Raw genomic sequence first — 18,695 nt, 5'->3', positions numbered from 1 at the left:
CACGCTTTGTCACGCTGCCAATTTTTATTGGCTGTCAGTATAAGTCTTTATGAGCCCAAAATGTGCAACGGTTTTGCATGCTGTCATGCGAAAAACAACGAACCGCAACAGTTCATGGTTTTTGTAAAAAGCTGCAATGCTGCAACTGCACCCCAACAGTTATTCAATGCGATAAATATCTTATGAGCACTCCACATACCACCCCTGTCAAACCCGATTATCTTCATTTTGATCCCGCCACCCGCCATGTGCGGATTGATCCGCATAATCATCACTTTGTGCAAGATCCTTATGCTGCCTATACATGGCTGCACCACAATGCACGGGTATTTTTCTGGGAAGATTATGGCTTCTGGTGTTTTGCCGGTTACGACGATATCAACAAGCTGCTGCGTGACCGCCGCTTTGGCCGTGAAGAACCCGGCGGCTATCGCGCCAACGCCGCCAATCGTGAGCATCTGAAAGATTTTGACGGCGTTGAGCGTCACTCCATGCTGGAGCTGGAACCACCGGTGCATACCCGTTTGCGCACGCTCGTTAACCGCGCTTTTGTCTCCCGTCAGGTTGAGCGGCTGCGCCCGCGTATTGAAAAACTCAGCCATGAACTGATTGACGGTTTTGAACATCAGGGACATGTTGACCTGATGCCGGCCTATGCCACCCCCATTCCGGTGGTGGTAATTGCGGAAATGCTGGGTGTTCCCGTTGAAAATGCACCGCAATTGCTCGACTGGTCACATCGCATGGTCAATATGTATATGCACAATGCCACAAGGGAGGTGGAAGACAGCGCCAATCAGGCGGCGCGGGAATTTTCTGATTATTTGCGCGATTATGCCAATCAGCGCCGCAAAAATCCGGGGGATGATCTGTTAAGCCTGCTGCTTGCCGCAGAGGAAGACGGCGCCAAACTCTCGGAAGATGAGCTGATTACCACTTGTATCCTGTTGCTCAATGCCGGCCATGAGGCAACGGTTAACCAGACCGGTAATGCAGTTAAAACGATTCTGCAAAGCGGCCTCGATCACCGCAGCCTGTTTGCCACACCGCAGGCAACGGCTGCAACGGTTGAAGAGTGCCTGCGTTTTGATGCTCCGCTGCACATGTTCACCCGCTATGCCTATGAAGAGGCCGAAATTGCAGAAGGCGTTACCCTTAAAGCCGGTGAGCAGCTGGGCTTGCTGCTTGGTTGCGGCAACCGTGATTATCAGGCTTTTGAGCAGGCAGAACGTTTCTGGCCAGAGCGGAATGATCAGAAAAATGTAACATTTGGCGCCGGCATTCATTTCTGCATTGGCGCGCCGCTGGCACGTCTGGAAATGCAGGTTTCATTGGCAACCCTGTTCAAGCGTCTGCCCAATATCCGCTTTGCCGAGCCGCCGCACTATAGTGATACCTATCACTTCCACGGCATGAAAACGCTGAAACTGGAATGGTGAATTAAAAATGCCGCGCTTTTATAAAAGCGCGGCATTTTTCAATATGCGGTCTTTTGCAATACAAAGCCGTTTATCGCAATAAAACAGTTGCAAATATTTGTTTTATCGCAACAGGCACGCAAGCCCATCAGGCGATTTTTGCAAGAGCCTGTTCAATATCGGCAATAATATCATCTGCATCTTCAATGCCGATTGACAGACGCACCACTTCAGGCCCTGCTCCGGCAGCAATTTTCTGCTCATCCGTCAACTGACGATGCGTGGTTGATGCCGGATGAATCACCAGCGAACGGGTATCGCCAATATTGGCCAGCAGCGAGAACATCTCCAGCGAATTGGCAAATATCTTGCCTGCCTCATAACCACCTTTAAGACCGAAAGTGAAAACAGCACCGCCACCTTTGGGCGCATATTTCTGCTGCAATGCGTGATATTTATCCGTTGGCAATGCGGAATAACGCACCCAGGAAACTTTCTCATGTTGTTCCAGCCACCGGGCGACTTTGAGCGCATTATCACAATGGCGCTGCATACGCAGCGGCAGGGTTTCGATACCGGTGAGAATCTGGAACGCATTGAAAGGTGAAAGTGCCGGACCAAAATCACGCAGCCCCAATGTGCGCGCGGCAATGGCAAAGGCAATATTGCCAAATGTCTTATGCAGCTGTGCTCCTGCATATTCAGGGCGCGGCTCACTCAGCATCGGATAATTGCCGGATTTTGACCAGTCGAATGTGCCGCCATCAACCAATATGCCGCCCATGGAATTACCGTGGCCGCCGATAAATTTGGTCAGCGAATGCACAACAATATCCGCGCCATGCTCAATCGGGCGGATCAGATAGGGCGAGGCCAGCGTATTATCAACAATCAGCGGCAAGCCATGTTTATGGGCAATGGCGGCAATTGCCGCAATATCAACCACGATGCCGCCCGGATTGGCCAGGCTTTCAATAAATATGGCGCGGGTCTTATCATCAATCTGATTTTCAAAGCTGGCAAGATCATCCACATCGCCCCAGCGCACTTCCCAGCCAAAAGATTTAAACGCATTGCCGAACTGGTTGATTGAGCCGCCATAAAGCTTGTTTGCAGCAATAAAATTATCACCCGTGCGCAGAAGATTGTGAAAAACCAGCAATTGCGCGGCATGGCCGGATGCTGTGGCAACAGCCGCAGTACCACCCTCAAGGGCTGCCACACGCTCCTCCAGAACCGCGGTGGTCGGGTTGGTCAGACGGGTATAGATATTGCCGAAAGCCTGCAGGCCGAAAAGGGCCGCAGCATGGTCAACATCATCAAAAACATAAGAAGCGGTTTGATAAATCGGCGTTGTGCGTGCACCGGTGGTCGGATCTGGTTTTGCGCCTGCGTGAATGGCAAGTGTATCAAAACCAGGGCTGCGCTTAGACATTCTCTGCTCCCAAACTAGAAAATTTGGCTCAGGTTAGAATGTTACTTCTGGCTAAGCAAAGAAAAAATTCCGTTTATACCGATAATATGCGCAAATAATTACCCTTTTAAAAACAGGATATATCATAACAAGCAAAAGGCAGGTCAGCTTGTGCTGCGCAATGCTGCCTGCCTTATCTGCCCGTGATGCAGGTTATTTGCCAATCAGGCGCTGGTGCTGCTGTTTGGTGCAAAGATTATGCACAACCTGCAATCCGGCTTCACGCGCTTTTGCCTCGGCCACCGGATGGCTGATTTCAAGCTGCAGCCACAAAATATCCGGCCTGTGAGGCAATGTTAAAATCTCATCCACAATGGCAGGTACAGCCTCAGATGTGCGGAATACATCCACCATATCAATTTTCTGCGGAATATCCGACAGTGAGGCATAAACCGCTTGCCCGAGAATTTTCTTGCCCGCCTGCCCGGGATTAACCGGAATAACCTGATAACCATGCGCCAGCAAATATTGCATCACACCATAGCTTGGCCGCTCCTCTCTGGGAGAGGCTCCCACAAGAGCAATTACCTTTGTTTTTTGCAAAATGGATTTGATTTCACTGTCATTCATCAGGGCACCCGTTCATTTTTATGCTTTGGTTATTATATAGGGCAATTTCTTTCCGTTAAAAGCAAGCACAATCCAAACGCATAGCCGATACGCCTGTAAAGAAGCGATAAAAACAGCGGCAAAAGGCGGTATTTTATACGGTAATATAATACCATAATTTTAAATTATTGATTTTAAATGATAATTTTTAAAGAAATCAAAAATACCACGCTTGACGCCCTGCCAAAGACACTGTAATGCAATGCCGCAAGCCTGCCTGCATATGCATATCAGGGCTTACCTGTTCTTTTCATTCATTTGAGGGGAACACAAGCAACAAAAAACGCCTTGGTTCAGAATTTTCTGAGCACTAAGGATTATTCCAAGGATTGACTTCAATGGCAACTTTTTCCCAGAAGCCGGCAGAAGTGGTAAAAAAATGGATCCTGATCGACGCTGAAGGCGTTGTTCTTGGTCGTCTCGCCACTCAGGTCGCCAATATTCTGCGCGGTAAGAACAAACCAACCTTTACACCGCATGTTGACGACGGTGACAATGTTATCATCATCAATGCCGATAAGGTTGTTCTGACCGGCAAGAAATATACCGACAAGAAATATTACTGGCACACCGGCCATCCGGGCGGTATCAAAGAGCGCACAGCCCGCCAGATCCTCGAAGGCCGTTTTCCGGAACGTGTTGTCGAGAAAGCAATTGAACGCATGGTTCCGCGTGGCCCTCTCGGCCGCCGCCAGATGAAAAACCTGCGCGTTTATGCAGGCGCTGAACATCATCATGAAGCACAGCAGCCAGAAGTCCTCGACATCGGCGCTCTGAACAGCAAAAATAAGAGGAACGCATAATGGCTGAGCAGCTCAACTCGCTTGAAGAACTTGGCACAGTTGCAGCAGCCGCTGCCCCTGAAGCTCCGGTTCACGTACAGAAAATCGACGCTCTGGGTCGCTCCTATGCAACCGGCAAGCGTAAAGATGCAATTGCACGCGTCTGGGTAAAGCCAGGCACCGGCAAGATTGTTGTGAACGGTAAAGAGTTCAACGCATATTTTGCCCGTCCGGTTCTGCAGATGATTCTGCAGCAGCCAATCGTTGCAGCAAACCGCGCCGGTCAGTTTGACATTATTGCAACTGTTGCTGGCGGCGGTCTGTCCGGTCAGGCTGGTGCGGTTCGTCACGGCATTTCAAAAGCCCTGACCTATTACGAACCTGCCCTGCGCGCTGTTCTGAAAAAAGGCGGCTTCCTGACACGCGACAGCCGCGTTGTAGAACGTAAGAAATACGGTAAGGCGAAAGCCCGTCGTTCTTTCCAGTTCTCCAAGCGCTAATCGCGCTCTGGGGCCTAGTTCTCCAAGCGCTAATCGCGCTCTGGGGCCTAGTTCTCCAAGCGCTAATCGCGCTCTGGGGCCTCGTTCTCCAAGCGCTAATCTTTTATCGCTTACAAACGACAAAAAAGCGGATCTTCGGATCCGCTTTTTTATTTTCTGCGACAGCATGGCCGGTATTTATTACCGCTTGTCCTGATAAGGTCACGCCTGTGTTTTCTCATCCGCAATTCAGCTTAGCAGGATTTTTTAAATATATGGCGGCAATCAGCTTTACGCTCCGGCAACTGGACTTGCAGGAAATGGCGCAGGCTTCCCGTATTCATCGGGCATCATTTGATGATCGTCTGCCATGGCTCAAAGGACTGCACACACCGCAAGAAGATCAATGGTTTTATGAAAACTGTATCTTTCCGCAATGTGAGGTCTGGGCGGCCTTTGCACCGGAAATGGCCGGCATTATTGCTTTTAAACAAGGCTGGATAGAACAGCTCTATATTCTGCCCGGGTTTCAAGGGCATGGCATCGGCTCAGCCCTGCTCAAACAGGCGCTGAACCGTTTTTCACATCTGCAATTATGGACCTTTCAGCGCAATATGCAGGCGCGGAAATTTTATGAAAAGCATAATTTCATTGCCGTTGAAACAAGTGACGGCAGCCGCAACGAGGAAAAGGAACCGGATATGCGTTATGAATACAAAATTCCGGCTCCTGATTTTAAATAAATTCACCCCTTCCAGGCGCGCAAACTCTTCCGGTTAATCTCCAATTGCCGTGCAGCTGTCTGGCCGTAATAACCGGCAGCCAGTCCGCTAATCCAATCCCCATAATCAGGATTGGGAAGAATTATGAATTTAGAGCCAAACTTATTGCGGTCTTGCGCAACCTGCATGCGGCGTTCGCTATTATTTTTGCCGTAATATTGGTTGCCAAAATCACTGAGATTATCGCCAATATAAACCACCACATCATAGCCTTCGGATTTAATCTTATCAAAACGCGCCTGCTTATCAGACTGGGTTGTGCGCAAAAGAACCGTCTCCCGCGATACTCCCGGAAAACCAAGCTTTTTAAGATTGCGTAATGTTGCCGCAAATGAAGTATCATCGCGGTTGGAAACATAAAAAATCCGGCCATTATGTGTATTCACATAGCGGGCAAAAGCCACAGCGCCATCAATGGCAACAGCCTGTTCTGCCGCCATCCAGCGTGCCCATGACGGTTTTGTAAAGGGGGCGCCCTGCTCCGCACGCCAGGCCGCATAGGCGGAATTGTCAATCATCGTTTCATCCAGATCAACAATAACTGCTTTTTTGCGCCCGGCAGATATGTTTGCTCTGTCAAATGCATGACGTGCGGCATTAAAAGCCTGATAGGCAAGCGCCCGATACTCACCCGATTGCTGCACCCAGTTCAGCCCGCGTACTGCCTGCTGTTCCAGTTCCCGCTGCGCCAGTTTCTGGTCTGTTGCACAACCTGCCATAAAAACGGCTAAACCTGAAAATATAAAAAATCGACGCAAAGTTTTTTTCATCTTATCCCCTCAGATAAACAAAAACTTATCTGCGAGTAAAAAGACAAATTTCACAACCGCAATTTTGCGCCCGATAATCCTGCGCTAATCAGCCGGCAAAACGCCAGACACAAATCATCATTAAGCGCTCGCATCAACCATTGCAGTTCTTGCCTGTGGCAGGCATTATTAAAATTGCGATGCCAGAAAGCAGACCAGAAAATTATACCTGACAGAATGAATCAACTGCTTTAGAGATTGATTCATCAATAACCTGTAACCATATGAATTCTATTCATTAAGGCAAAATTCAAATGAAACCGAAAATCTTTATTGACGGCGAGCATGGCACAACGGGTCTGCAGATCCGCACACGTCTTGCCGGACGCACTGATCTGGAAATCCTGTCTATTCCGGAAGAAGAGCGACGCAATAAGGATCTGCGCGCTGAATTGCTGCGCGCGGCAGATATTGCCATTCTCTGCCTGCCCGATGATGCCTCGCGCGAGGCGGCAGCCTTGCTAGAAGGCCATAAGACCCGCATCATTGACACATCAACCGCGCACCGCACCCATGCCGATTGGGTCTATGGTTTTGCCGAGCTGGAGCCCATGCAGGCGCAACGCATTCGTGAGGCGCGGCTGGTGGCCAATCCGGGCTGTTATCCGACCGGCGCCATCTCCCTCATCCGCCCGCTGCGTGATGCAGGGCTGCTGAACAGCGATTATCCTGTCACCGTCAATGCTGTTTCCGGCTATACCGGCGGCGGTAAACAGATGATTGCCCGGATGGAAGATGCAACCCATCCCGAGCATATGGCGGAAAATCATTTTCTCTATGGTTTGTCACTCAAGCACAAACATCTGCCGGAAATGAAGCTTTACGGCAGGCTTGATCATGCGCCGATTTTTGCGCCAAGTGTCGGGCGCTTCCCCCAGGGCATGATTGTGCAGGTGCCGCTTTATCTTGGCCTTCTCAACGGCAAACCGACACTGCATGAGGTTCATCAGGCATTGGCTGCGCATTATTCCGGCCAGAAGATTGTGCGCGTTGTGCCGCTGGAAGAGAGTGCCGCGCTACCGCTTATTGATGCCGAATTGCTGGCCGGCACCGATGGCATGAATCTCTGTGTTTTTGGCTCTGAGGAGAGCGGACAGGTTAATCTCGTCGCGGTTCTGGATAATCTTGGCAAAGGTGCGTCCGGCGCTGCGGTGCAAAATATGAACCTGATGCTGGGGCTCAGCTAAGCGCAGATGCAGCAGTTGCAAATGACCCTACCGGATTTTCCGGCACATTGGCAGCTTGATTCTGCAACATTGCTAGCTGACACCAATTCCAGCCATATCTGGAAAGCAACAATCACCGGAGATGAAAACACTCCGGTGATTGTGAAAATACTCAAACCCGCAGGCCATGAAGAACTGCGCGGTGCTTATTATCTGCAAGAACGAAACGGTCTCGGAGCTATCCGGCTCCATGACCTCCACCTTGAACCAGCCATGATGCTGATGGAATATGCCGGCAACTACGACCTTCAAGCGCATCTTGATGCTGGCCATGATATGCAGGCAATCCGTATAACTGCTGATGTGCTCCGTGACTTGCACCGCCCTTCCGGTCAGACACTGCCCGCTCAGTTACAGCCTTTGCGCAAACATTTCAGAAGCCTGTTCGATCTGGCCGGGGTGGTGCATAGCATTTACGCAGATGCCGCAAAGCTGGCACTACATTTGCTCGATCAGCCGCATGAGGTAATTGCCCTGCATGGCGATCTGCATCATGAAAATATCATCCGCGGCACACGTGGCTGGCTGGCCATTGATTCGCACGGGTTATGCGGCGATGCGGCTTTTGACTGCGCCAATCTGTTTTATAACCCGCTTGACCGCGATGATCTGTGCCTTGATGGCCGCAGGGCTTTGGCCATGGCCGAGATTTTCTCAGAAACTACCGGCAAGCCTGCTTCCTATATTCTCGATTATGCCTTTTGCTATGGTTGTCTTTCTGCCGCATGGCACCACGAGGACGCCAATGCGAAAGACGAAGCAAGAGAACTGAAAATAGCATCAGCTTTACGTAAATTACGTTTTGAAGCCTATCCATAAAAAAGCCCGCATATTGCGAGCTTTTATGTTTTAAACACTACATACGGCATAAGCGCCTTTACAGCCGCGCCAATGAGCGACAGCAAAGCTTAGCACCACCAGCGCAAAACCCTGATGCAACAGACCCCATTGGATCGGCACCATGGAGAGAAGTGTTATAATACCAATAACCGCCTGCAACAGCATAAGCCCCGCAAGCACCAGAGCGCGGCGGGCATGGGTTGTGCCGGCGGCATGGCGCTGTGTCTGCACCACATGTAAAACAGCCAGCACCAGCACCGTATAAGCAAACATACGATGGATAAACTGCACGGTCTTAGGATTTTCAAACAGGTTGCGCCATAATGGCTGATGCGTAAACATATCTGCCGGAATAATTGCACCATCCATCAGCGGCCATGTATTATAGGTCAATCCGGCATGAAGCCCGGCCACCAGCCCGCCGAGATAAATCTGCACCAGCACGGCAAAAACCAGCCATCCGGCAAAACGCTGGATATTCTTTTGGGCTGGTTGCTGCGTATATTCCGCAAGACCGCGCGCCACATAAAGAACGGCAGTCATAATAATACAGGCCATGGTAAGATGCACAGCCAGACGATATTGGCTGACCGAGGTTAAAACACTTAAACCTGATGCCACCATCCACCAGCCGATTGCCCCTTGCAGGCCGCCCAGCGCCAGAATGGCAAGCATTCGCGCTTTCAACCCGCCTTGCAAGCGACCGGTTGCCCAGAAAAAAATCAACGGGATTGCCACCAGAAAACCAACAAAACGCGCCAGTAAACGATGCGCCCATTCCCACCAGAAAATGAACCGGAATTCTTCCAGCGACATGCCTTTATTAATCTGCTGATATTGCGGGATCTGGCGGTATTTATCAAATTCTTCCAGCCATTGTGCATGGTTAAGCGGCGGAATAACCCCGTGGATTGGTTTCCACTCGGTAATAGACAAGCCGGAACCGGTCATACGGGTGGCGCCGCCCACCATAACAATGGTGATCAAGACTATAAAAACAGCGTAAAGCCACCAGCGCACCAGTTTGCGGTTTTTATCCTGCATGGCAAATGCAGCCTGATTTGCAGATGCGGCATAATCCGTCATCATGATAAACTCCGCCTATGTGATAAAAATGATATCTGCGATACATGCCGCATGCAGGTGGTGAAAACAAGGTAACCCCCGCGCGACAAGCAGCCGCGACCATTCAATTTTCTGTGGCTGCGTGCCTGATGCAAGAATAGCACAATTTAAGGTTCAGTTTCACAACAGCTTGTTGTAAGACGACAAAGACGGAGGAAAATATGCCTGTACGCCTGAAAAAACTGATCGGAACCGTGTTGCTTGTCATTCTGATTGCGGTTTATGCCCTGCTGGCTACAATTATTGCCGTGGCGCATCTTGGACAAAGCTCCGTATGGGTGCAGCTTGCCTATTTCTTTTTTACCGGCTTTTTATGGATTTTGCCCGCTATGTATCTGTTATGGTGGATGGTGCAGCCACCTAAAGCCCGCTAAGCCATGTTTCGTGTTACATGTTACAATGCAATAGAAGATGCACTGCCGCTATGGCAGCATGAAGCTGTTGTGCATGGTGTGGCGCAATCCGCATTATGGATCAAACACTGGCAAAAGACCGTTAATCAGGATTGTATTGTTCTGGCGTTGTTTATTGATGAGCAACCTGCCTTGCTGTTGCCGCTTGAAATTGTGTGGCATAAACGCAAAAAGATTGCCCGTTTTACCGGCGGTTCCCATGCTAATTGCAATTTTCCGGTATTGTTTACACCCCGTGCAGAGGCAATTGACCAAACACATATTGAGGCCCTGATAAACTGCCTTAAACAACAGCGGCCTGATATTGCATTGCTCTCCCTCACCCGGCAGATAACCAACTGGGCTGGCTTTGACAATCCGCTTATGGCTTTGAAGCACCAGCGTAATCCCAACCCTGCGCTTATCGCCTCCCTGCCCGATAATTTTGATGCGGTTCTGGCGCGCAGCAACCCTGCACGCAAACGCAAGAAACACCGCCAGCATGGCCGCCGTTATGATGAGGCCGGCTCATGGCGCATTTATACAGCACAAGGTGAAGCGGAAAATATTGCAGCATTTGATGCATTTTACGCCATGAAAAGCGAACGCTTTGCCATGCAGGGCATAGATAACAGTTTTGCTGAAGATAAGGTGCAGGATTTTTTTCGCCGGTTATTTGCCGACCCGCAAAATGAGAAAAACCGGCAATACCGCCTGCAAGTGCTGGAAGTGGCAGAAAAACCGCGTGCTATAACCGGCTGCGCCTATTGGCAAGGTGTGCCGGATGCGCAAGGCCGCATACAGCGCGGCCTCACTGTGGAATTTGGCGCTTTTGCCAATGATGATCTGGTAACGGCAAGCCCCGGCGAGTTTTTATTTTATGAGATGATCACCGCGGCCATTGCTGAAAAACTTGATTATTTCAGCTTCGGCATCGGTGAGGAAAAATACAAGCGTGACTGGTGCGATATTGAACAGGCGCTTTATGACAGCCACATCGCCTTGCGTTTTAGCGGGCAGATAAACGCCGCACTCAGCCGGATACGCTCAGAACTCATCTATCGCATTAAAAACAATCCGCATCTGTGGGGATTGGCCAAAAAACTGCGCCGGAAGCTGCGCCGCAAATCCTGATAAGGTCTTTGATGTTTCAGGATCGCGGGCGGTTCAGGATTGCGGCACCATCAGAATGATCACATCTTCCTGCCCTTCTTCATGCAAGGCCAGTGCGGTTTGCGCCACATCCTGATTTTCACTGTCAAAAACATTCATGATGAACACAGTCTCATCACTATCAAGATTAAGCACCTGTTTCGCAGTTGCCGCACCGGTTTCCACCAGCACAAAATCATAGGCCGTTTCCAGCGCCTCAAATATCACCGGCAAACGCTCGGCCAAAGCCATTGCCTCACGCGGATCGCAATGACCTGCAGGGATCACATCGGCTTCAGAATAAAGATCGTGATGTATAACATCGGTAAATTGTTTGACACTTAACAGAAGATCAGTAATGCCGGCCGGCTTGCGGCCATCCAGCATAGCTGTGCTCACTGCGCCGGTGCCTGTAAGATCGACCAGCAATACGCGCAGGCTGCGATCTGCCAGTTCGCGCAAGAGATGCACACTGCCAACAGAGCCGGAATCCCCCTCCGGTGAAATCAGCACGATACGGCGGCGCTCCTGCAACATGAGGCGGCTGGCAATTGTGGCAATGCCGTTGGGCGCATAAAGATCATCCGCAGCCTCAACTGCCTGACCGGACGGCTCCGCAACTGTGCTATGTGTATAGCTGTCATAAATACGCTGGATCGTCTCAATATCAATATCGGCACGTTTCATCTGGTGCTCACTTGTTTCAGGAGTATCGGCAAACGGCATTTTATCAGCACTAACCGCCTCAGCCGGCTGTGCCGGCTTTTCCGCATTATCCGGCTTTGCACTACCTGATATATCATATATATCATTTCGGGCAAGAGACGGGCTCTGCGCGGCAATTTCATCGTCATCGCCCCAGATTGATCTGGCTCTGGCCGGTGCCGCAGGCACGAATGCGCGGCCGCTGAACAACTCACGCAGCAACACAAAAACCGACAAAAACAACAAGCCGCCAGCAAAACTCATGCCAACCATTGGCAAAACTTTGGGAAAATACGGCGCTGCGGCCACACGGGCGGGTGAAAAAATACGGGCATCTGCCGGCTGATTTGCACGATCCTCAACACTGGAGGCCTCACGAAAACGCGCCAGATAGGATTGCAGCAAATCACGTTGGGCTGCCGCTTCGCGTTCCAATGCGCGCAGTTCCACTTCCTGACTGCCGGCCTGCGCGGCCTGTGCCTTCAGGCGGTTCAGCTCACGATTTTGCTCTTCCTCACGGTTGCGGGCAGCAATCACCTCATTATCAAGGCTTTTAAGAACTGTATTGCCTTCCTGGCGGATTTGCCGATCAATATCGGCCAATTGCGCCCGCAGCGCCTGCAGCCGCGGATGTCCGTCCAGCAGGGTTGTGGACAGATTGGCAATCTCGGCCATCAGGGCACCGCGCCGCTCATTAAGCTGCATCATAATGCCTGACGACATCACATCCGGCAAGCTGTTGACCGGCACACCATTTTTAAGCGCCGTACGGATGCTCTCCGCCTTGGCTTCACTGGCCGCACGCTCAGCTCTTATCCGGGACAATTCAGCAGAAATATCTGACATTTGCTGCGTGGCAAGCGAAGTATTATTGCTGGTATTGAGCAAATCGCTCGTTGCACGAAAATCGGCAACCTTTGTTTCCGCTTCACGTACCTTTTTTGTCAGCCGCTCAATTTCCGGTGCAAGCCAGTTGGCGGCTTCACCGGTCAGCTGGCGCTTGGCAGCAGCCTGTGCGGCAATATATTCATCGGCAATTTTGTTGGCGACATCAGCCGCTGTTTGCGGATTTTTTGCAACAAATTCCACCACAATCACGCGTGATCCGGCAACATTATAAACCTGCAAATTCTCACGCATCCGCGTAAGCACCTGATCAATTGCCGGAATTGTGCGCGGATCAGGGCGCAAACCAAGGGCAACCAATATCTGTTTTACCGGCGACATGGTTTTGGGATGGAATTCCGCATCATCCACCAGTTTAAGATCATCGGCAACTTTGGAAAGAATCTGCGTTGAGCCAATCAGCTCCACCTGACTTTTCACCGCCTCAGGATCAAGCAATGGCCGGTCAGCCTCGGATACACCATTGGGGCGGGTAAAAACCGTCTCCCGCATTTCAATAAGTATGCGCGCTTCAGAACGGTAATAAGGCGTCAGAAGCTGCGCCACACCCCATGCGGCCACAGCAAACAGCAAAGCGCCCAGAAAAATGAACACCCAATTGCGTTTCAGCGCGCCAAACAACGCCCCGATATCAATATCCGTATTTTCAGCCTCAGCGCGCATGAATAAACTGACCCCAATATTCCAGACCCTGACAATATGGTAAATCAGTAAGGTAACCAGAGAGTTAAATAATAAATTTCTCCCCTGTAGCTTATCGCCCCCTCGCCGCTCTATATAACCGCGCTGTAAAACAGCCTTGCAGATCTGCCGGCGTTAAAAGCAATGGTATCTGAAATTGCAATAAATCAGGCTAGAACAAGATTATATATTATAAAATACGCATATTAATGCGCAGTTTTTTTTAACAAAGCGATGCATCTGCCGGTCATTCTTTACGTCATGTTAACCCTAACAATTCAATAATTCCTTCAAACGGGATAGCAAAAACATCATCTGTTTCAGGATGATGTTTATATCCGGCATATGCGGCAGGCGGCCGCACGCGCCGGATAAGCGGATAAGGAATCAAGCAGAATGAAAACACGTGTTTTTATGGCAGCTTTGGGTGTTGCCTGTCTGACATTGGCGGGTTGCTCCGGCTATCGTCCTGCTCCGCCTGCCTTTCATGAGGCGCTTAACCAGCCTTATATTCTTGGTTCCGGCGATCAGTTGCGCATCACGGTTTTTGAGCAGGCCGGCCTGAGCAACACCTATTCTGTTGATCAATCCGGCTATATCGCCTTCCCTTTGGTGGGCAGCCTGCCTGCGCGCGGCAAAACCGTTAAGCAGCTTGAGGCAAGTATTGCTGCCAAGCTGCGCTCCGGTTATATCCGCAATCCTGATGTCAGCGTGGAAGTGGCGCGTTACCGCCCGGTCTTCATCATGGGTGAAGTTGGCGGCGCGGGGCAATATTCCTATGTGCCCGGCATGACAGCCCAGACCGCTATTGCCGCTTCCGGCGGCTTCACCCCGCGCGCCAATCAGGAAAGCGTGGATATCACCCGCCAGATCAACGGCAAAATCTTTACCGGACGGGTGCGTATTACCGATCCAATCCTGCCGGGGGATACGATTTATGTTCGTGAGCGGCTGTTCTGATCCGCTTTCTTATATGGTTCCGGACAAATTTATGTACCGGAACCGCTATGATCATTTGTTTTTCGCATAATCCTGAACAATTCTCATAATTTTTCAGGATCTATTTCAAATCATCTGCGGGGCAATTGTGCAGCAACAAAGCTTGCGGATTATTCATTGCTTTCGCGCCCCAGTCGGCGGCGTGTTTCGTCATATCCGCGATCTGGCCGCCATGCAGAATGCCGCCGGCCATCAGGTGGGCGTGATTTGCGAATTATGTGAGGATGGCGCATTGGAGCGGCAGCAATTTACATCCATGCTGCCGGATCTTGCTCTTGGCCTGCACCGTTTTCCTATAGCCCGTCAAATCGGGCTTGGCGATATCAGCGCCCTATTGGCCACAAGACGGCTGCTTGCCTCACTCAAACCGGATATTGTGCACGGCCACGGCGCCAAAGGCGGCACCTATGCCCGCATCGGTACCCGCCTTGCCGGCAAACAGAAACAGCGCCAATATATCAAAAGCTTTTACTCCCCCCATGGCGGCAGCCTGCATTATGATGCCGGCACCCTAGCGGGAAAAGTCATGTTTACGGCAGAACGCTTTCAGGAAAACCTGACCAGCGGTCTGATTTTTATCTCCGCCTATGAGCAAAAAACCTATCTCAGCAAGGTCGGGCTTCCCCGCTGCCGCACAGCTATTATCCGCAACGGCATAAGCGAAGAAGAATTTGCACCGGTTGCACCTGCACCGGATGCAGCTGATTTTCTCTTTACCGGCACAATGCGCGATCTGAAAGGGCCGGATCTTTTTATTCAGGCGCTGGCCAAGCTGCATATAAGCCAGAAAGCACAGGGATTAACACCGGCAACGGCTGCAATAGTGGGAGATGGCGCACAAAAACAGGCCTGTATCACATTGGCTGCACAGCTTGGTCTTGCAGAGAATATTCGCTTTTATCCGGCAATGCCGGTGCGTGAGGCATTGGCATTTGGTAAAATTTTTGTTCTGCCGTCGCGTGCAGAATCCCTGCCCTATATTGTGCTGGAAGTGCTGGCTGCACAACGCAATGTTATTGCCACCAATGTGGGCGGGCTTGCAGAAATATTCGGCCATGCCAATAAGGCGCTGTGCGAGCCGGATGCAGGCTCACTTGCCCTTGCCATGCAGGCAGCATTGAGTGACCCGGCCCGCTTTCACCGGCTTATGCCCAATCAGACAGACTTGCGCAAAAAATTCAGCCGGGAAGCCATGGCTCATGCAACAGAGAAGTTTTATCGCAGCGGATAAACCTCTCCGGCAGCTTTAAAACAATTTTGTTACAAAATTTAATTATCGCCATAACATCTTTATGAGCTATAATAGTAAAACATGAAAATCATGGGATTCCGGATAATATATTTACGTTCCGGCAACCAAGAAATATGAAATCAGCCCTATAAATGGCTGAAACTCCCTATTTTTTGCAAATAATAAGAAATTCACAACTCTCATAACGGATAGTTTGCTGATGTTTTCTTATAAGCAACAGCTTTAATGATGCCGGTAAGCCAATGACTGAGAAAAAACACACAAGAAATCTTGACAGGAAGATTTTGCAAAAACCTTCCTCTGAAAACGCACATTTTGCCTCTGGTGAAAAGGTTACACTAAGCCCGCTTGCGCTGCAGGTTGCAGACCATTACCGGAGCGAGAGTATTTCTCCCGCTTTATTCACCGGTCTCATGCGGCTGTGGGAATTTGTGCTGGTCGTATTTTGCGGCATGGCCGTTTATCTTGGCTATGTCGGCCTGCATAGTGTGCATTTAACCGAATATGTGCTGGCCAATCTTCTGGCTGCAACGGTTTATGTGGTTTTTGCGCAATTCATCTCCGGCTATCGCCCTTCAACCTTGCGCAAGCCTTTGCGTTATATCAGCCGCCTGCTGGTTGCATGGGCGGCGGTTTTTGCGGTGATGGCCATAACGGCCTTTTTGCTCAAGATTTCGGCAATCTATTCCCGCATCTGGTTCAGTAGTTTTGCGATTATCGGTTTTATCGCCCTCACCATATCGCGTCTGCTTGCCGCCCGCCTGATGCGCCTGCTTGCCCGCAGCGGCCGCATGGAGCGCCGCGCTGTTATTGTCGGCGGCGGCAAAAATGCTGAAGACCTGATTCTCGCTCTCAAAGAGCAGCCGGATAATGACATCCGCATATGCGGCATTTTCGATGATCGTGGTGACCGGCGCTCACCGCCGATTGTGGCCGGCTATCCCAAACTTGGCAATATTTCCGAACTTATTGAATTTGCACGCATTGCCCATATTGATATGCTCATTGTTTCTCTGCCTGTTACAGCGGAAGAGCGTGTGCTGACGCTGATGCAGAAATTATGGGTGCTGCCGGTGGATATCCGTCTTTCCGCCCTTGCCGCCAATATGCGTCTTAGCCCGCGCACCTATTCCTATATCGGTTCTGTGCCGATGCTGGATATTCTTGATAAGCCGATCAATGATTGGGATGCTATCGCAAAACGTATTTTTGATATTGTCTTCAGCCTGCTCGGCATTGTGCTGTTTTCGCCATTAATGCTGATAACCGCCATTGCCATCAAGCTGGACAGCAAGGGCCCTGTTATCTTCAAACAAAAGCGCCATGGCTTTAATAATGAAGTTATTAATGTCTGGAAATTCCGCTCCATGTATAGCGATCAGTGCGACCCGACTGCCAGACTGGCTGTTACCAAAAATGACAAGCGTGTTACCCGTGTCGGACGTTTTATCCGCAAAACATCGATTGATGAATTGCCGCAATTTTTCAATGTTTTAGGCGGCAGTCTTTCCCTTGTGGGGCCGCGCCCGCATGCAGTCAGCGCCAATTCCAACAATATGCTCTATAATGACGTTGTTGATGGCTATTTTGCCCGCCACAAAGTCAAGCCCGGCGTTACCGGATGGGCGCAGATCAATGGCTGGCGCGGTGAGATTGACAAGCCGGAAAAGATTGTCATGCGCACGGAATACGATCTCAGCTATATTGAAAACTGGTCTTTATGGCTTGATCTCAAAATTCTGTTTCTCACCCCTGTGCGTTTGTTGAACACGGAAAATGCCTATTGATTATGCCGGTTAAAAACGCTGCGATCTCCACGGCATCCGCACATATAAGTCCTGCTGCCTTTGACCGGCAGCGGGCTTTGGTGCAATTGATTGTGCGTTTTTCGCTGGCAAGCGGGGTGTTTTTCAGCGGTTTTGTGCTGTTTGAGCCCGGGCCTTATGAAATTCTTATGCTCGGACTGATAAGCATTTGGGCATTATTCGGCTTGCGGCTAAGCACCTATGCACTAACTCTGTTATTGCTGTTTACGCTGTTCAATATTGGCGGTGTTCTGTCTGTCTTCCAGATGGCTGATCTTAAAAAAGCACCGCTTTATATTGCGATATCCTATTTTCTGGCTTTAACCAGTGTTTTTTTCACGGCTGTTATTGAGAGTGACTGGCGCAGATTGCAGCCGCTCTTCTCCGGCTATATGGCCGCAGCGGTTCTCACCAGCCTGCTTGGCATTGCCGGCTATTTCAGCCTCATTCCCGCTTCAGACCTGTTCACGCTTTATGGCCGTGCCAAGGGTGCTTTTCAGGATCCCAATGTTTTTGCGCCCTTTCTGATCCTGCCGCTCACCTGGTGCATCTATCAGGTCTTTACCCGTCCGTTTTCAGGTGCCCTGTTCTATTGGCTTTTGCTGCCTGTTTTATCACTCGGGGTATTATTATCGTTTTCACGTGCCGGATGGGGCATGTTTGCCCTGTCGTTGCTGCTGGTGCCGGCCTTGTTGTTTTTGCGCAGCAACAGCACGCAATTTCGCGGAAAAATTTTGCTGATCAGCATTGGTGCATTACTCGTATTGGCCATTATTCTTTTTATCGCCCTGCAAATTCCGCAAATTGCCGATCTCTTCGCGCAGCGCGCCCGCCTTGAGCAGGATTATGACAGTGCACGCAACGGGCGCTTTGCCCGCCACTGGCTGGGTTTTCTGCTGGCAATGGAAAAGCCATTTGGCATCGGCCCGCTTGAGTTTGGCCCCATGTTTGGCGAGGATACCCATAATATCTGGCTAAAGGCCTTGCTTGATTATGGCTGGCTTGGCTTTATCGCCTTTTTCATCCTGATTGTTTTAACGCTTGCCTTCGGCTTTCGCCTGATGTTCCGCCAAAGGCCGTGGCAGCCTTATCTTTTATGCAGTTATATTGCCCTTCTCGGCCATATCATGATCGGCAATGTGATTGATATTGATCACTGGCGTCATTTTTATCTTATCATCGGCATCATCTGGGGCTGCGCCGGCCTGGAGCACCGTTACCAACGCCGTCAGCGCCGCCAGATAAGATAAAACACCGCA

17 protein-coding genes are annotated in these 18,695 nt (G+C 50.4%); 12 read left to right on the top strand and 5 right to left on the bottom strand.

Annotation, left to right across the window (positions count from 1 at the left end; genetic code table 11):
* Window positions 1–182: 182 nt before the first annotated feature.
* Complete coding sequence (locus ACSTTO_RS08190; protein WP_439272659.1) at window positions 183–1,439, top strand: cytochrome P450; 1,257 nt, start codon at window positions 183–185, stop codon at window positions 1,437–1,439.
* A gap of 127 nt (window positions 1,440–1,566) precedes the next feature.
* On the opposite strand, the gene ACSTTO_RS08185 is transcribed toward ACSTTO_RS08190, so the two are convergent.
* Both ACSTTO_RS08185 and ACSTTO_RS08180 read right to left on the bottom strand, forming a co-directional pair.
* A complete protein-coding gene (locus ACSTTO_RS08185) occupies window positions 1,567–2,853 on the bottom strand; it encodes an O-acetylhomoserine aminocarboxypropyltransferase (protein ID WP_439272658.1) in 1,287 nt (428 codons plus the stop codon).
* A 192-nt stretch (window positions 2,854–3,045) separates the two neighbouring features.
* Entirely contained in the window at window positions 3,046–3,462 is a 417-nt protein-coding gene (locus tag ACSTTO_RS08180; RefSeq protein ID WP_439272657.1) for a CoA-binding protein, read from the bottom strand.
* Window positions 3,463–3,839: 377 nt separating this feature from the next.
* Here ACSTTO_RS08180 and rplM point away from each other — a divergent pair, with 377 nt between their 5' ends.
* The 3 genes from rplM (at window position 3,840) to ACSTTO_RS08165 (ending at window position 5,505) form a co-directional block, all read left to right on the top strand.
* Window positions 3,840–4,304, top strand: coding sequence for a 50S ribosomal protein L13 (rplM, locus tag ACSTTO_RS08175; RefSeq protein WP_439272656.1), 465 nt, complete (start codon window positions 3,840–3,842; stop codon window positions 4,302–4,304).
* Window positions 4,304–4,783: a 30S ribosomal protein S9 gene (gene rpsI, locus ACSTTO_RS08170; RefSeq protein WP_439272655.1), complete on the top strand. Its 480-nt coding sequence runs from the start codon at window positions 4,304–4,306 to the stop codon at window positions 4,781–4,783. Before rplM ends, rpsI begins: the two co-directional genes overlap by 1 nt.
* A gap of 254 nt (window positions 4,784–5,037) precedes the next feature.
* Complete coding sequence (locus tag ACSTTO_RS08165; RefSeq protein WP_439272654.1) at window positions 5,038–5,505, top strand: GNAT family N-acetyltransferase; 468 nt, start codon at window positions 5,038–5,040, stop codon at window positions 5,503–5,505.
* 2 nt (window positions 5,506–5,507) lie between these two features.
* Here ACSTTO_RS08165 and ACSTTO_RS08160 read toward each other — a convergent pair whose 3' ends face one another.
* Complete coding sequence (locus ACSTTO_RS08160) at window positions 5,508–6,314, bottom strand: 5'-nucleotidase, lipoprotein e(P4) family (protein ID WP_439272653.1); 807 nt, start codon at window positions 6,312–6,314, stop codon at window positions 5,508–5,510.
* A gap of 293 nt (window positions 6,315–6,607) precedes the next feature.
* Between ACSTTO_RS08160 and argC the strand changes: the two genes are divergently transcribed.
* Together argC and ACSTTO_RS08150 are read left to right on the top strand one after the other, a co-directional pair.
* The gene (gene argC, locus ACSTTO_RS08155) at window positions 6,608–7,540 is read left to right on the top strand and encodes an N-acetyl-gamma-glutamyl-phosphate reductase (RefSeq protein WP_439272652.1); all 933 of its coding nucleotides are present in this window, start codon (window positions 6,608–6,610) and stop codon (window positions 7,538–7,540) included.
* 21 nt (window positions 7,541–7,561) lie between these two features.
* Window positions 7,562–8,398 (top strand): aminoglycoside phosphotransferase family protein, encoded by an 837-nt coding sequence (locus tag ACSTTO_RS08150; protein WP_439272651.1) that lies wholly within the window; start codon window positions 7,562–7,564, stop codon window positions 8,396–8,398.
* A 30-nt stretch (window positions 8,399–8,428) separates the two neighbouring features.
* Here ACSTTO_RS08150 and ACSTTO_RS08145 read toward each other — a convergent pair whose 3' ends face one another.
* Complete coding sequence (locus ACSTTO_RS08145; RefSeq protein ID WP_439272650.1) at window positions 8,429–9,508, bottom strand: COX15/CtaA family protein; 1,080 nt, start codon at window positions 9,506–9,508, stop codon at window positions 8,429–8,431.
* Between the two features lie 197 nt (window positions 9,509–9,705).
* Between ACSTTO_RS08145 and ACSTTO_RS08140 the strand changes: the two genes are divergently transcribed.
* Both ACSTTO_RS08140 and ACSTTO_RS08135 read left to right on the top strand, forming a co-directional pair.
* A complete protein-coding gene (locus ACSTTO_RS08140; protein WP_439272649.1) occupies window positions 9,706–9,918 on the top strand; it encodes a DUF2842 domain-containing protein in 213 nt (70 codons plus the stop codon).
* A gap of 3 nt (window positions 9,919–9,921) precedes the next feature.
* On the top strand, window positions 9,922–11,070 hold the full coding sequence (locus ACSTTO_RS08135; RefSeq protein WP_439272648.1) for a GNAT family N-acetyltransferase: 1,149 nt from the start codon (window positions 9,922–9,924) through the stop codon (window positions 11,068–11,070).
* A 33-nt stretch (window positions 11,071–11,103) separates the two neighbouring features.
* Here ACSTTO_RS08135 and ACSTTO_RS08130 read toward each other — a convergent pair whose 3' ends face one another.
* A complete protein-coding gene (locus ACSTTO_RS08130; protein ID WP_439272647.1) occupies window positions 11,104–13,362 on the bottom strand; it encodes a Wzz/FepE/Etk N-terminal domain-containing protein in 2,259 nt (752 codons plus the stop codon).
* A 414-nt stretch (window positions 13,363–13,776) separates the two neighbouring features.
* Here ACSTTO_RS08130 and ACSTTO_RS08125 point away from each other — a divergent pair, with 414 nt between their 5' ends.
* The 4 genes from ACSTTO_RS08125 to ACSTTO_RS08110 all read left to right on the top strand — a co-directional run bounded on the left by ACSTTO_RS08125 (window position 13,777) and on the right by ACSTTO_RS08110 (window position 18,686).
* On the top strand, window positions 13,777–14,340 hold the full coding sequence (locus ACSTTO_RS08125; RefSeq protein ID WP_439272646.1) for a polysaccharide biosynthesis/export family protein: 564 nt from the start codon (window positions 13,777–13,779) through the stop codon (window positions 14,338–14,340).
* A gap of 127 nt (window positions 14,341–14,467) precedes the next feature.
* Window positions 14,468–15,610 (top strand): glycosyltransferase family 4 protein, encoded by a 1,143-nt coding sequence (locus ACSTTO_RS08120; RefSeq protein WP_439272645.1) that lies wholly within the window; start codon window positions 14,468–14,470, stop codon window positions 15,608–15,610.
* A 263-nt stretch (window positions 15,611–15,873) separates the two neighbouring features.
* Window positions 15,874–17,418, top strand: a complete 1,545-nt coding sequence (locus tag ACSTTO_RS08115) for an undecaprenyl-phosphate glucose phosphotransferase (RefSeq protein WP_439272644.1) — start codon at window positions 15,874–15,876, stop codon at window positions 17,416–17,418.
* A gap of 2 nt (window positions 17,419–17,420) precedes the next feature.
* A complete protein-coding gene (locus tag ACSTTO_RS08110; RefSeq protein ID WP_439272643.1) occupies window positions 17,421–18,686 on the top strand; it encodes an O-antigen ligase family protein in 1,266 nt (421 codons plus the stop codon).
* The last annotated feature ends 9 nt before the right edge of the window (window positions 18,687–18,695 follow it).

It is taken from the genome of Pseudochrobactrum albidum, assembly GCF_051851455.1.
Taxonomy (GTDB): domain Bacteria; phylum Pseudomonadota; class Alphaproteobacteria; order Rhizobiales; family Rhizobiaceae; genus Pseudochrobactrum.
This window is presented reverse-complemented; position numbering and strand designations above follow the sequence as displayed.

What these genes read in the sequence shown, in the direction of transcription:
- ACSTTO_RS08150 (WP_439272651.1), top strand. Translation starts at nt 7,562, where the DNA reads ATGACCCTACCGGATTTTCCGGCACATTGGCAGCTTGATTCTGCAACA.
- ACSTTO_RS08145 (WP_439272650.1), bottom strand. Translation starts at nt 9,508, where the DNA reads ATGATGACGGATTATGCCGCATCTGCAAATCAGGCTGCATTTGCCATG.
- ACSTTO_RS08190 (WP_439272659.1), top strand. Translation starts at nt 183, where the DNA reads ATGAGCACTCCACATACCACCCCTGTCAAACCCGATTATCTTCATTTT.
- ACSTTO_RS08110 (WP_439272643.1), top strand. Translation starts at nt 17,421, where the DNA reads ATGCCGGTTAAAAACGCTGCGATCTCCACGGCATCCGCACATATAAGT.
- argC (WP_439272652.1), top strand. Translation starts at nt 6,608, where the DNA reads ATGAAACCGAAAATCTTTATTGACGGCGAGCATGGCACAACGGGTCTG.
- ACSTTO_RS08165 (WP_439272654.1), top strand. Translation starts at nt 5,038, where the DNA reads ATGGCGGCAATCAGCTTTACGCTCCGGCAACTGGACTTGCAGGAAATG.
- rpsI (WP_439272655.1), top strand. Translation starts at nt 4,304, where the DNA reads ATGGCTGAGCAGCTCAACTCGCTTGAAGAACTTGGCACAGTTGCAGCA.
- ACSTTO_RS08135 (WP_439272648.1), top strand. Translation starts at nt 9,922, where the DNA reads ATGTTTCGTGTTACATGTTACAATGCAATAGAAGATGCACTGCCGCTA.
- ACSTTO_RS08125 (WP_439272646.1), top strand. Translation starts at nt 13,777, where the DNA reads ATGAAAACACGTGTTTTTATGGCAGCTTTGGGTGTTGCCTGTCTGACA.
- ACSTTO_RS08185 (WP_439272658.1), bottom strand. Translation starts at nt 2,853, where the DNA reads ATGTCTAAGCGCAGCCCTGGTTTTGATACACTTGCCATTCACGCAGGC.
- ACSTTO_RS08140 (WP_439272649.1), top strand. Translation starts at nt 9,706, where the DNA reads ATGCCTGTACGCCTGAAAAAACTGATCGGAACCGTGTTGCTTGTCATT.
- ACSTTO_RS08180 (WP_439272657.1), bottom strand. Translation starts at nt 3,462, where the DNA reads ATGAATGACAGTGAAATCAAATCCATTTTGCAAAAAACAAAGGTAATT.
- ACSTTO_RS08115 (WP_439272644.1), top strand. Translation starts at nt 15,874, where the DNA reads ATGACTGAGAAAAAACACACAAGAAATCTTGACAGGAAGATTTTGCAA.
- ACSTTO_RS08160 (WP_439272653.1), bottom strand. Translation starts at nt 6,314, where the DNA reads ATGAAAAAAACTTTGCGTCGATTTTTTATATTTTCAGGTTTAGCCGTT.
- rplM (WP_439272656.1), top strand. Translation starts at nt 3,840, where the DNA reads ATGGCAACTTTTTCCCAGAAGCCGGCAGAAGTGGTAAAAAAATGGATC.
- ACSTTO_RS08130 (WP_439272647.1), bottom strand. Translation starts at nt 13,362, where the DNA reads ATGCGCGCTGAGGCTGAAAATACGGATATTGATATCGGGGCGTTGTTT.